General features: G+C 58.5%; 14 protein-coding genes. 7 read left to right on the forward strand and 7 right to left on the reverse strand.

Going from position 1 to position 12,908, the window contains the following annotated elements; translation table 11 throughout:
• Positions 1-40: 40 nt before the first annotated feature.
• The 4 genes from Q1B13_RS03110 to Q1B13_RS03125 all read left to right on the forward strand — a co-directional run bounded on the left by Q1B13_RS03110 (position 41) and on the right by Q1B13_RS03125 (position 4,932).
• Positions 41-1,648: a peptide chain release factor 3 gene (locus Q1B13_RS03110; RefSeq protein ID WP_298934822.1), complete on the forward strand. Its 1,608-nt coding sequence runs from the start codon at positions 41-43 to the stop codon at positions 1,646-1,648.
• Between the two features lie 49 nt (positions 1,649-1,697).
• Positions 1,698-2,453, forward strand: coding sequence for a hypothetical protein (locus tag Q1B13_RS03115; RefSeq protein WP_298934821.1), 756 nt, complete (start codon positions 1,698-1,700; stop codon positions 2,451-2,453).
• Positions 2,450-3,379, forward strand: coding sequence for a glycosyltransferase family 2 protein (locus Q1B13_RS03120; RefSeq protein ID WP_299075790.1), 930 nt, complete (start codon positions 2,450-2,452; stop codon positions 3,377-3,379). The genes Q1B13_RS03115 and Q1B13_RS03120 overlap by 4 nt, the downstream gene beginning before the upstream one ends.
• A 185-nt stretch (positions 3,380-3,564) precedes the next feature.
• A complete protein-coding gene (locus Q1B13_RS03125) occupies positions 3,565-4,932 on the forward strand; it encodes a DEAD/DEAH box helicase (protein ID WP_298934819.1) in 1,368 nt (455 codons plus the stop codon).
• Positions 4,933-4,960: 28 nt separating this feature from the next.
• On the opposite strand, the gene Q1B13_RS03130 is transcribed toward Q1B13_RS03125, so the two are convergent.
• The 3 genes from Q1B13_RS03130 to Q1B13_RS03140 are packed head-to-tail and all read right to left on the reverse strand — an operon-like array spanning position 4,961 to position 6,983.
• On the reverse strand, positions 4,961-5,863 hold the full coding sequence (locus tag Q1B13_RS03130) for a DMT family transporter (protein ID WP_299075793.1): 903 nt from the start codon (positions 5,861-5,863) through the stop codon (positions 4,961-4,963).
• A 21-nt stretch (positions 5,864-5,884) separates the two neighbouring features.
• A complete protein-coding gene (locus Q1B13_RS03135; protein WP_299075796.1) occupies positions 5,885-6,787 on the reverse strand; it encodes a fatty acid desaturase in 903 nt (300 codons plus the stop codon).
• Positions 6,780-6,983 carry a DUF2061 domain-containing protein gene (locus tag Q1B13_RS03140; RefSeq protein WP_298934816.1) on the reverse strand — a complete coding sequence of 68 codons (204 nt, stop codon included), beginning with the start codon at positions 6,981-6,983 and terminating at the stop codon, positions 6,780-6,782. Before Q1B13_RS03140 ends, Q1B13_RS03135 begins: the two co-directional genes overlap by 8 nt.
• 107 nt (positions 6,984-7,090) lie before the next feature.
• Between Q1B13_RS03140 and Q1B13_RS03145 the strand changes: the two genes are divergently transcribed.
• Positions 7,091-7,969, forward strand: coding sequence for a helix-turn-helix transcriptional regulator (locus tag Q1B13_RS03145; RefSeq protein WP_299075799.1), 879 nt, complete (start codon positions 7,091-7,093; stop codon positions 7,967-7,969).
• A gap of 79 nt (positions 7,970-8,048) precedes the next feature.
• Positions 8,049-8,231 (forward strand): hypothetical protein, encoded by a 183-nt coding sequence (locus Q1B13_RS03150; protein WP_299075802.1) that lies wholly within the window; start codon positions 8,049-8,051, stop codon positions 8,229-8,231.
• 6 nt (positions 8,232-8,237) lie between these two features.
• Here the strand turns inward: Q1B13_RS03150 and Q1B13_RS03155 are convergent, their stop codons facing one another.
• From Q1B13_RS03155 to Q1B13_RS03170, 4 genes are all read right to left on the reverse strand, one after another.
• Entirely contained in the window at positions 8,238-8,999 is a 762-nt protein-coding gene (locus Q1B13_RS03155) for an SDR family oxidoreductase (protein WP_299075805.1), read from the reverse strand.
• On the reverse strand, positions 8,996-10,462 hold the full coding sequence (locus tag Q1B13_RS03160) for a carnitine 3-dehydrogenase (protein WP_299075808.1): 1,467 nt from the start codon (positions 10,460-10,462) through the stop codon (positions 8,996-8,998). Before Q1B13_RS03160 ends, Q1B13_RS03155 begins: the two co-directional genes overlap by 4 nt.
• An 8-nt stretch (positions 10,463-10,470) precedes the next feature.
• Complete coding sequence (locus tag Q1B13_RS03165) at positions 10,471-10,800, reverse strand: hypothetical protein (RefSeq protein ID WP_299075810.1); 330 nt, start codon at positions 10,798-10,800, stop codon at positions 10,471-10,473.
• 62 nt (positions 10,801-10,862) lie between these two features.
• Positions 10,863-11,777, reverse strand: coding sequence for a 3-keto-5-aminohexanoate cleavage protein (locus Q1B13_RS03170; protein ID WP_299075813.1), 915 nt, complete (start codon positions 11,775-11,777; stop codon positions 10,863-10,865).
• A 132-nt stretch (positions 11,778-11,909) separates the two neighbouring features.
• On the opposite strand from Q1B13_RS03170, the gene Q1B13_RS03175 reads away from it, so the two are divergent.
• Positions 11,910-12,896 carry a GlxA family transcriptional regulator gene (locus Q1B13_RS03175; protein WP_299075816.1) on the forward strand — a complete coding sequence of 329 codons (987 nt, stop codon included), beginning with the start codon at positions 11,910-11,912 and terminating at the stop codon, positions 12,894-12,896.
• Positions 12,897-12,908 lie beyond the last annotated feature (12 nt).

A 12,908-nucleotide genomic window follows, 5' to 3' on the forward strand; every position in this document is an offset into this window, starting at 1 on the left:
TGTCTTGCCTCGGCAGGTTTCCCCGCCTATACGCGCGCTCATGCTTGATACCGCCACGAACCAACCTGTATTGCCGCCCGAGATCGCCCGGCGTCGGACATTCGCCATCATTTCGCATCCGGATGCGGGCAAGACGACCCTGACTGAAAAGTTCCTGCTATATGGGGGTGCGATCCAGATGGCGGGCCAGGTGCGTGCCAAGGGTGAGGCGCGCCGCACACGGTCGGACTTCATGCAGATGGAGAAGGATCGGGGGATCTCGGTCTCGGCCTCGGCCATGTCGTTTGACTATGACACCTTCCGGTTCAATCTGGTGGATACACCCGGACACTCGGACTTTTCGGAAGACACCTATCGCACGCTGACCGCCGTGGATGCGGCGGTGATGGTGATTGACGGCGCGAAAGGTGTAGAAAGCCAGACGCAGAAGCTGTTTGAAGTTTGCCGCCTGCGCGATCTGCCGATCCTGACCTTCTGTAACAAGATGGACCGCGAAAGCCGCGATACGTTCGAGATCATCGACGAAATTCAGGAAATGCTGGCCATCGACGTCACGCCCGCCGCCTGGCCGATTGGTGTAGGTCGGGATTTCATCGGCTGCTATGACATGCTGCGCGACCGGCTGGAACTGATGGACCGTGCCGACCGTAACAAGGTGGCCGAAAGCATCGAGATCAACGGGTTGGACGACCCGAAACTGGCCGAACACGTGCCCGAGCACCTGTTGGAAAAGTTCCTGGAAGAAGTTGAGATGGCACGCGAGCTGCTGCCCGCCATGGACCCCCAGGCAGTGCTTGAGGGGCATATGACTCCGATTTGGTTCGGCTCGGCCATTAACTCGTTTGGGGTTAAGGAGCTGATGGAAGGCATAGGCTCATACGGTCCGCAACCGCAGATTCAGTCCGCCGAACCCCGGCAGATCTCGCCCGAGGAAAAGAAGGTCGCAGGCTTTGTCTTCAAAGTACAGGCCAATATGGACCCCAAGCACCGCGACCGGGTGGCCTTTGTGCGCATGGCCTCGGGACATTTCAAGCGCGGCATGAAGTTGACGCATGTCCGCACGAAAAAACCGATGGCAATCTCGAACCCGGTGCTGTTCCTCGCTTCGGATCGCGAGCTTGCGGAAGAGGCTTGGGCTGGTGACATCATCGGCATTCCCAACCACGGCCAGTTGCGCATCGGCGACACGCTGACCGAAGGTGAGGCGATCCGGGTCAAGGGCATTCCGTCGTTCGCGCCGGAACTGCTGCAAACCGTGCGCCCGGGTGACCCGATGAAGGCCAAACACCTAGAGAAGGCCCTGATGCAGTTCGCCGAAGAAGGTGCCGCCAAGGTGTTCAAACCATCGATTGGCTCAGGCTTTATCGTCGGCGTGGTCGGCGCACTGCAATTCGAGGTTCTGGCCAGCCGGATCGAGATGGAATACGGCCTGCCGGTGCGTTTCGAAGTCTCGCAATTCACCTCGGCCCGCTGGGTCAGCGGTGACAAAGCCGAGGTTGAGAAATTCGTCAACGCCAACAAACAACATATCGCCCATGACCATGATGGCGACATCGTCTATCTGACTCGTTTGCAATGGGACATTGACCGCGTTGTTCGCGACTATCCCGAGCTTACCCTGACGGCGACGAAAGAGATGATGACGTGACGCAACTGGCTGATTGCGCAGTCGAGTCTGGCTGTGCAATTCTGCGCTCATGAGCGAAGACGATCTGACTTTCCCGGGCGGCCTGCCCGACATGCTGGACAGCTATGAAAACCGGCGCAGCCCATTTGAGTTTGGTTTGGAAACGCTGCCACCATTGGACGCAGACCTTGCCTCGATGGTCCAGCAGATCGTGCCCGAAAGCGCCACAGTTCTGCCTGAACCAGATCTAAGAACCTCATGGAACCGCAAGCGCGCAAAAATCGCCACGGAATTTGTCGGCAATTCCGAGCTTGCCTTTCTCAATGCGCAACTGGTGTCAAACCTGCGGAAACGCTCATACCCTCGCCACGCCCCCGCGCTTTTCTGCCGTCTTTGGGGCGAACACCCCGATCACCTGATATCTGCGTTAAATCTGCGCTGGTTGGTCTCGTCGGTTCAAACCTTTGCCATCCACGGGGAAACATCGACGCAGCGTGAGGTCGGTCAGGCCCTGTGTATGCTATTCGGCATGATGAAGCTCTATGAATTCGAGCGGTTATTTTCCGGTGTGGCCCCCGATACGCCGCACAGGATGCGCGGCAAAAGCGAGGCGTCGCTGCCCTACGAAATGAAATCTTTTTCCCTTGAAAAAGGCGGATTAGACGTCAATCTCATCGCGCCCATCTGGACCAAAGCATTGCAGGATACCACCATCGCACCGCTGGTCGATCACCTGATGACCGAATTGAACAAAGACCCCGGCAGCGTTTTTCGCAGGTTAAAGCTGATGCGCGACACACGCCTGTCCCGGCAAGCCCGCGCATGATCACCTGGGGGATCGTTTCAATGGTCCGGGGGCCAACGGACACTATTCTTGGTTTTGCCGCCCATCACCTCGATCTGGGCGCGGATTTTTTGTACATCTACATGGATGAACCTAACCCGGACGCGTTTGAGGCATTGTCCTGTCATCCTAAGATCCGGGTTCGGAACTGTGACGACGCATTCTGGCAGGAACGGCGGCGCAATCGCCCCGAAAAGCACCAGATCCGCCAGACCGTTCATGCGACATTCGCCTATCGTTATACCAAGCTGGATTGGCTGGCCCACATCGATGTTGACGAATTCCTTTGGTCGCAAGAGCCAATTACAGACCTTCTGAGTTCAGTTCCTGCCGACAAACCGGCCGTGCGCGTTCGACCTATCGAAGCAATCGGTGGCAGCGAAGACTTGTACAAGGCACATATCCCGAACTCAGCTGACCGAGAGGCCATCGTCGAGGAAATCTATCCGAATTACGGCGCTTTTGTTCTGGGCGGCTTCTTAAGCCATGTGCAGGGCAAGCTGTTCGTGCGATCCGGCATGGAGAACCTAAACTTTCGTATCCACAACCTGTTTCAGAACAAGAAGCTGCTGCCTTGTAAGTTTGAAGTACCACAAATCGAACTCTGCCACCGCCATGCGTCGGACTGGGAACATTGGATTGCACACTACAAGTTTCGAATGGATCGCGGTTCGTATCAACCGGGTATGTCCCCGAATGTTCCGCGCGATCAAGGCGGGTTGAACAAGAACGAATTGCTCAGCTGGATCGAGGCTGAACAAGGGCCCGATGGCCTTCGCGCATTCTACACTGAAATGAGCGGCGCAGACCCTGATGTACGTGCCAGACTGGAAGCGCATGGCATGATCAAGCACCGGCCACTGAGTCTGGATGAAAAAGTTGCGAAACACTTTCCCGGAAGTAGCTGAATTGTTGCAAAAATTCGGGGACAGGCACCACAACCCGCTGATCCACAGGTCTTTGTTTGACCCTGACCCACGTTTTTGTTATGTCCGCGCTCAAGCCGAAACAGCGCACAAGGCGCATGGCCATCCGGGCCCGGCACATTTCAGACGCGCGGGCCAGGTCAAGTGTCCGCATGAACCGGACATACATGACAAAGTTTAACGAACTAAACCTGAACCCGAAGGTCCTCAAAGCGATTGAGGAAGCTGGATACGAAACCCCAACTCCAATTCAAGAAGGCGCGATCCCTGCCGCGCTTGAAGGGCGAGATGTTTTAGGCATCGCCCAAACGGGAACCGGCAAGACCGCAAGTTTCACGCTGCCAATGATAACTCTGTTGGCCCGCGGTCGCGCACGGGCGCGGATGCCGCGCTCGCTTGTGCTGTGCCCGACACGGGAACTGGCTGCGCAAGTGGCTGAGAACTTCGATACTTACGCCAAACATCTCAAGCTGACAAAAGCGCTGTTGATCGGCGGTGTCAGTTTCAAGGAACAAGACGCACTGATTGACCGGGGTGTCGATGTGCTGATCGCCACTCCGGGCCGTCTGCTGGATCATTTTGAACGCGGCAAGCTGCTGCTGACTGGCGTTCAGATAATGGTGGTGGACGAAGCCGACCGGATGCTCGACATGGGCTTCATTCCTGATATCGAGCGCATCTTCTCGCTGACACCATTCACCCGGCAGACCCTGTTCTTCTCAGCCACCATGGCGTCGGAGATCGAGCGGATTACCGACACATTCCTGTCCGCACCAAAGCGGGTCGAGGTTGCCCGTCAGGCCACCGCCTCCGAGACGATCGAGCAAGGCGTGGTCATGTTCAAAGGCGGTCGCCGCGATCGCGAAGCCAGCCAGAAACGCAACGTATTGCGCGCATTGATTGATGCCGAAGGTGAAAAGTGCACCAACGCGATCATCTTTTGCAACCGCAAGACCGACGTGGACATCTGCGCCAAGTCACTGAAAAAACACGGATATGATGCCGCAGCCATCCATGGTGATCTGGATCAGTCCCAACGTACGAAAACGCTGGACGGATTCCGCGATGGAACCCTGCGCCTGCTGGTTGCCTCGGACGTGGCCGCACGAGGGTTGGATGTGCCCTCTGTCAGCCATGTGATCAATTTCGATGTCCCCGGCCACCCCGAGGATTACGTCCACCGCATCGGCCGAACCGGTCGCGCGGGACGCGAGGGCAAGGCGATCACGATTTGCTCCTCTCGCGATGAAAAAGCGTTGGCCGCTGTTGAGAAGCTGATTCAGAAAGACATTCCGCGCCTCGACAACCCGATCAAGGCCGAGGAGCCTAAAGCCGAGGCGCCAAAGCCCGAGCGGAAATCCAAAGCTCCGGCCCCGAAAAAGAACGACGATAAAAAAGTTGAACCCCGCAAGGACCCCGAGCCTAAAGGGCGCGGTCGTGGCCGCCGGAACGATCGCGGACCTGACGTTGTGGGTATGGGTGATCACCTGCCCAGCTTCATCGCGCTAAGCTTTGACGAACGTCGCACGGGTTAAACCAGGTTAAGGCACCGAACCACTGACCCTAGATGGCCAGGACCAGTACCAAAATCGACAGCCCCAACAATGCAATCCCGGCGATCTCTCGCCGGGTGATGGTTTCCTTAAAGAACAATGTCGAAGCCAGCAGACTTAGGATCAGTTCCACCTGCCCCAACGCTTTGACATAGGCTGCATTCTGCAAGCTGAACGCCCAGAACCAGCAGAATGATCCACCCAGGCTGGTCAGCCCGACGAAGATGCCGGTGCGTCTGGTGTCCCAGACCGCACGCAATTCGGCCCGGTCGCGCCACATCAGCCAAAGCCACATGCTCAGGAATTGAAACGTGACAACGGTTGCCAGTGTGATCAGGGCGCGGAACCATGCCTCGATCCCCCCGAGCTCAAGCGAGGCACCGCGATAGCTGACAGCTGAGAACGCAAACAACACGCCGGACCCAAGACCCAGTTGTGAGGCGCGATTGGTCAGATGGCGCCACCATGCACCGTCGCCACCAGGTGTTTTGGACAGCAACAAAACAGCCGTAAGCCCCATCAGGATCGCCAGAAACGCACCGGTGGAAATGCCGTCTCCCAGGATAACCAACCCGACAATGGCTGTCTGGATCACTTCGGTCTTCTTGAAGGTAATCCCGACCGCAAAGTTGCGCTGCTTGAACAGGGCGACCACGCAGATTGTCGCAAGGATCTGCGCTGTGCCTCCGATAACGACAAACATCCAGAACCGGGCCGTTAGCGGCGGCAGCTCTGCCCCGGTAGTCCAGACCACAATGATCAGACCCAAAATCGCCAACGGCATCGAATAGGCAAACCGCGCGAAAGTCGCACCAGCAGCGGATAGCTTCACGCTGCTTAGCGATTTCTGCAACATGAAGCGCACGGTTTGAAACGTGGCCGCGGCGATCGCGACGGGAATCCATAAACTCATGGCGTCCCTTGTGTCGCTTAATCAGGACTTTGGCCAGAGCGGATGCGCCACCGGATCTTTGGCATGCCAGAAATACTCTCGGAAAATCTGGCCGTAAGACCGATATACGTAAGCCTCGTTACAGGCCAGATATCGTTCTTTCCCAGACCGATAAAGTGCGGGCAACCGATACCACGGCGCGGCCGGATTCATGTGATGGACAACGTGCAGGTTATTGTTCAAAAACAGAAATGCCAGCAATCCGCGATCCTCGACAATGACCGTTCGCGCCCGAGATTTTTCGTGCGCACGGTGTTCCAGGAAGGTACGGATTTTGACCAGCCCCAAGCCGATATAGGCCGAGGCGATGAAGGCCCCGACCGGCATGGCCGACTGCGCCACGATCCAAAGCACAACCGCCACCCCAGGCAAATGCATCGCCCAGGCCAGCAAGACAGCCTTATCTCCTCGTAGAGCGCCGCGCCATTCGTCCCGCAGGAACGCTGCTTGCCCGATTGCCGGGCCTAGCACCACACGGCCCAGCAATGTGTTGTTGGCAGTGTACAGCCGCTTTTGCAATCCGGACAAACCGCTCCAGACCTGCGGGTCCAAATAGTTGGATTCGGGATCATCATAGGGATCTGTCAGGTTTGCATCCTGATGATGTGCCAGATGCAAATCCCGAAACCGATTGAAAGGTATGAACAGTGTCAAAGGAAATGCCATCATTGCTTCGTTCAACCACGTGGCGCGGAACGGGTGCCCGTGCAACGCCTCATGCGTCAGCGACGAATGCAGCGCCGCGACAAGCCCCATCGCTGGAATGGCCAGCCACAGCGACCAGCTTGCAAGCAAAAACACCACCACCAGCCACGCGGCATAGCAGGCAACGATCAGAACAAATGTTCCCCATTCGGGGGAGTCGGGCCGCGTCGGTTCAGCCATTGCGACCCCACGAAATCCCTGCCCAGATGCGTTCGTAGACCACATACATCGTCAGACCGATGGCCGTATTGACCAAGGCGACGGCGCCACCCACAGCGGCAGAGCCCGTTGCGATCAGGCCAACACCCGTCATGACGGCCAGGCCCATCGCATTCCAAACGACTGCCTTCACGACAGATCTTTGTCGCGTTTCCATTCCAGACCCCATTTTTATTGTTCTGCAAAAGCGTTACAGACCGCGCCTCATGTGGGGAATTCTGAATATGATTAACAAAACTCATCATTCATGATATTTGTCATCACATGCCTGATAAAATCGACAAACGAGATCGCGCCACTCAATTCCGTCTCCGCTTGGCCCGGGCCATGGAGGACCGACAGATGAGTCAAAGCGCGCTGGCGCGTGGTATCGGCGTTGACCGGTCCACCGTCTCGCAACTACTGACGGATGCAGGTGCGCGCCTTCCCAATGCCCATGTGGTGGGCAGTTGCGCCTCGGCCCTTGGTGTGTCCGCTGATTGGTTGCTGAGCCTGTCGAACCGACCCGAAAGTGCGGCGGAGCTGCTGGCAAGCTCGCTTAGCATGGCAGAAGCGCCCCGTGCGCTGGTCGATGAGCGCATCTTTGAATGGCATCAGGAGGCTGCGGGTTACAAAATCCGCTATGTCCCAGCCACCCTGCCCGACATGCTAAAAACCCGCGCTGTGCTGGAATGGGAGTACGCGCCGCATCTGGGTCGGACTGCGGACCAGGCCATCGGCGCGTCTGAAGACCGACTTAAATGGATGCGCAGCGCGCAGTCGGACTATGAAATTGCGATGCCGCTCTATGAGATTCACAGCTTTGCCCATGCTGTCGGGTATTATGAAGGTTTGCCCCTTCATGTCCGGTTGGAACAGATCGACCATCTGCTGGCGTTGTGCGAGCAGCTTTACCCACGCATGCGTATCTATCTATTTGATGCAAAACGACTTTACTCCGCTCCGGTCACGATCTTCGGACCGTTGCTGTGCGTATTCTATGCTGGCAGCCACTACATGGCTTTCCGCGACCGGGACCGAATCGAGATTTTCACCCGTCATTTCGACACGCTTGTACGCGAGGCTGACCTGACAGCACGCGACTTTCTGGCCCATCTGCGCGCATTGCGGAAGGCGATTTCCGGCCCATCAAAGACGAAGTGATGCAGCAGCGTTCAACCTGTGGTATCGTCAACCGGCGCGAACCTTCGGGTGATCCAACCAAAGACGGAGGATATCAGGAATGGACGCACTCCAAACCGCTCAATACGCACGTGCCTTGTACACCGCTCATGGTGACCGGGCCGAGGCGGAAGCTGCGCAAAAGATGCGCGAATGCGAGGCCGCCGGAAACCGCCAGCAAGCACAGGATTGGCAAGCTGTCCGCCAGTCAATCCGCCAGATTCGCGGCCCAAATCAAGGCTGACGGCGCCTAGAGCTTCGGGTCAGGATTGACCGTGTGACCATCCACCGCGATCACCTGGCCCGACACCAGCCGCGCCGCGTCTGAGGCCAGGAACACGGCCATATTGGCAATGTCCTGTGCCTCGACAAACCGGCCCATCGACGTACCCGAGGCATACCCCGCATATACCTGATCCCGGGTCATGCCCTTGGCGGCGGCTTCACGCTGCAAAACACCTTCCATGCGGGGGCCTTCGACCGAGCCCGGGCAGATCACGTTGCATCGCACACCGTGCGGCCCAAGCTCCATTGCCAAGGTTTTTCCCAGCCCCACCATGCCCCATTTCGCTGCTGCATAAGGCGCGCGATTGGGATATCCGTACTGGCCTGCGGTCGACGCCGTGATCAACACAGCGCCACGGCCCTGTCGCTTCAACATCGGGGTGGCGTGCTTCGCGCATAAGAATGCGCCTTCAAGATTGACAGAAAGGCAATTTTTCCAATCTGTTAAGCTCACATCCTCAACCAACGCCGTCGGCCCCGCTATACCGGCGTTTGCGCATAGCGCATCCAACCCGCCCCATTTGGCGTCAATCGCTTCAAACATTCCGGCAACTGCGGATTCATCCGACACATCAACCTCTGCCGTCATCCAGTCAGAGGGGCAATCGGCGAGCCTTTGTGGATCCACATCCGCCACCCAGACCTGCCATCCAGCCGCATCAAAAGCCTCGGCCATCGCCCGCCCAACACCCGAGGCGCCTGCGGTGATCAGTACACGTCCGCTCATGCGGGTTTCCGGATCGCAGCCCCGGCCCCTTCGGGATACGGCAATCCAGCTTGTGCCTTGGCAACCCGGGCCATTGCGGCCTCGATCTCTGCCGATGGCGCGCTGGGGCGGCGGGTTTCCAAGCTGACATGCAACAGGAAGCTTTCACCGGTCGCCAGCAGTTTGTCACCTTCAAACATGCTGTGGAACACGTGCAGCTTCTTACCGGCCCCCAGCAGCATCTGGGTCCGCACCTCGATCTTCGCGCCCGCCCGGACCTCATCAACATAGCGGATATGGTTTTCCGCAGTGAAATAGCTGCCGCCCGAGGCAATATAGTCGGCGTCACAGCCCAATATCTCCATGAACCGGTCTGTCGCCGCGGCAAACGCTTCAAGATACCGCGCCTCATTCATGTGGCCGTTGTAATCCGTCCAGTCCAGTGGCACGGCGCGCGCCAGCGTCAGGATTGGCTGGCTCAGGTCAGCTTGCTCCAGCGTCGGCAACACCCCGGGTTTCAGCGTCAGGTCATGCTGGTTCAGCACCGCGCCCGCGCCCCAGTTCTGCGCCTTGAGCGCGCGCATCATGCCGACAAGATTGTTGTCCCTGATACGTTCCAGCTCGCGGATCGAATGCATCCCCGATTGCGCATCGGATTGATCGGCGATCATATCGACCAGATCGTCGGTGAACTCGGGCACATCCATCAGCTTGGTCCAGGGCCATTGCAACGCCGGGCCAAACTGCGCCATGAAATGCCGCATCCCGGCCTCGCCCCCGGCCACGCGGTAGGTCTCGAAAAGGCCCATCTGCGCCCAGCGGATGCCAAACCCCATGCGGATGGCCTCGTCGATCTCTTCGGTCGTGGCGACACCGTCTTTGACCAACCACAAGGCCTCACGCCAGACAGCCTCGAGGAACCGGTCGGCAATATGTGCATCGATTTCCTTCTTCACGTGTAGCGGGAAGAACCCGACCGAGGTCAACAGGTCTTTTGCCCGTTGGATCATCTCGGGTGGGTTTACTTCTGTCGGCACCACTTCGATCAACGGCAACAGGTAAACCGGGTTGAACGGATGCGTGACCACAATCTGTTCGGGCCGCAACGCCCCGTCCTGCAACTCGGACGGTTTGAACCCGCTGGTTGAAGACCCAATGATGGCATCTGGATCACATGCCTCTTGCAAACCCTTGTAGACCTTCAGCTTCAGATCCAGACGTTCCGGCACGCTTTCTTGAATCCAACTGGCGCCGGACACGGCCTCAGCCATGTCATCATGAAAGGTCAGCGTCCCTTCGGGCGGCAAAGGCACGTCGCTGAGCCCCGGCAAAGACCGGCGCGCGTTGTCCAGAACCTCAAGGATCTTACGCTCCGCCTCAGGATCAGGGTCGAACACCCGCACATCCCAGCCGTTCAGCAGAAAACGGGCGGCCCATCCGCCACCGATCACGCCACCACCAATGATTGCTGCTGTATTTGTCATACTGTCCTCTAATCGATACAGATCGTCTGCAGGCGCCCGGCTTCATCCAGATGCGAAATACATCCGAATTGCGGCGTGACCGCGCTGCATTGTTTTGTGTCTGACAGGCAGAACCCGGCACAATCGGATGCCTTTTCGCAGGTCTTGCCTGCGTCCGGCAGCGGCAGGTAGCAGACATAGCTGCGCGCGCGGCCGGCGATTTCATAGGTACCGCCTTTGGCCTCGCATACCCGTTTGTCCGACGCATCAGACGTACCGACACCCGGCTGATTGTCGGTCTGACAACTTGCCTGAACCGCGAAGCACAGTAAAAGCATCGTCGCTGAGATCAAACGCATGTTCAGATCCTTACGCCACCGCTGTTGCCGGTCAGCGTTTCCATTCGGCACCTCGCAGGCGCTCAGTTTTTGGGCGCACGCTTGGTCAAACCCAATTTCTCTCGCACCTCTTGCGGCCCAATGACCCGCGCGCCCATGTTTTCAATGATGTTTCCGGCCCGTTCGACAAGCTGCCAGTTTTCGGCCAGCACACCTTTTTCCAGCCACAGGTTGTCTTCCAGACCAACCCGCACGTTACCACCGGCCAGAACCGAGGCCGCCACGTAAGCCATCTCATTGCGCCCCAAAGAAAACGCACTGAAGGTCCAGTCTTCAGGCACGTTGTTCACCATCGCCATGAAAGTGTTCAGATCATCCGGAGCGCCCCATGGCACGCCCATGCACAGCTGCACCAGCGCGTTTGGCTCCAGAATGCCCTCTTTCACCAGCTGTTTGGCAAACCACAGATGGCCCGTATCAAAAGCTTCGATCTCGGGCTTCACGCCCAGATCAGTCATCATCTGCCCCATCGCGCGCAAGGCACCCGGCGTGTTGGTCATCACATAGTCGGCTTCGGCAAAATTCATCGTGCCGCAGTCCAACGTGCAAATCTCGGGCAGGCATTCGGCCACATGCGCCACGCGCTCGGTCGCCCCAACCAGATCGGTTCCCGCCTCGGCCAGTGGCAACGGGCTTTCGACACCGCCAAAGACCATATCTCCGCCCATGCCCGCTGTCAGGTTCAGGACGGCGTCCACTTCGGCATCCCGAATGCGATCAGTGACTTCGCGATACAGCGCCAAATCACGCGAGGGCGCGCCGGTTTCAGGATCGCGCACATGGCAATGCACCACCGCGGCACCAGCCTTGGCCGCAGCAATCGCACTGTCGGCGATTTGCTTCGGCGAGCGCGGCACATGCGGGCTGCGGTCCTGCGTCCCGCCCGAGCCCGTAACGGCACAGGTGATGAAGACTTCGCGGTTCATTTCCAGAGGCATGGCGTTTTCCCCAAGTTATACCCGGTTTTGTCATGGGTTTTCCCCAGACTTCTCCCCGGATTCCGATTTGCGTCAGTGCCAACTCTGGCGCAGCCTTAGGCAAACAACTTGGCAATATGCGAATCAGACTTGATGAAATCCGCAAAAAACATACTTCAGCCCGAACATCGCGCCCTGAAAACGGCGGTGCTGGTTCTGGATGAATGCAACACGCTCAGCTTCGCATCTGCGGTCGATCCGATGCGCGCCGCCAACCGACTGGCGGACCGGCCTGCCTTTGACTGGGATTATGTGACCGCTACGGCGGAACCAGCGATGTTGACCAGCGCGCTCAGCGTTCCGGGCACTCCGCTGGCGCGGTTGCAAAGCTGTGATCTGATGATCGTGGTCGCGGGATTCCAACTGGCGCGCCACGCCACGCCCAGCCTGCTGGCCGGCTTGCGGCGCATCGCGGCCACCGGAGCCACCATGGCCGGGATAGACGGCGGCCCCTGGCTGCTGGCCGAAGCCGGTCTTCTGGACGGTCACCCCGCCACAACCCATTGGGAAGATCTGGACAATTTCGCCGCCCGCTTCCCCGAAGTCGACATGCGCCCCGACCGGTTCACTGTCTCCGAAGGGCGCCTGACCTCTGGCGGCGCCATTCCCGCCGTCGAGATGATGTTGCATGTTATCGCGGCCCGGCACGGCGCAGGTTTCGCGGCCCGCGTCTCGGGGTTGTTCCTCTACGAAGGCGCGCCCGAACCGTCGAAACCGCAAAGCCGCACGGGTCTGCCCCATCGCCATACAGCGCTGACCGCCCGCGCGAACACGCTGATGGAATCCTCTCTGGACGATCCGCTGGCGCTGTCCGATATCGCCTCAAACCTGGGCACCAGCCCCCGCACCTTGCAACAGCAATTCCGCCTGCGCCTGAACACGACCCCACAGGATCACTATCTGCAACTTCGTCTGGCCGAAGCGCGTCGTCTGGTCACCGATACGAATATGCCTCTGATGGATGTCGCCATGGCCACCGGCTTTGTATCGCAATCCAGCTTTGCCCGCGCATTTCGCACAGCGCACGGTCAGTCGGCCCGGGACTTGCGGCAAAAACACACGCAACCCACCCATCACTGACTGGGTCCGTTC

Source organism: uncultured Ruegeria sp. (genome assembly GCF_947489545.1).
Taxonomy (GTDB): domain Bacteria; phylum Pseudomonadota; class Alphaproteobacteria; order Rhodobacterales; family Rhodobacteraceae; genus Ruegeria.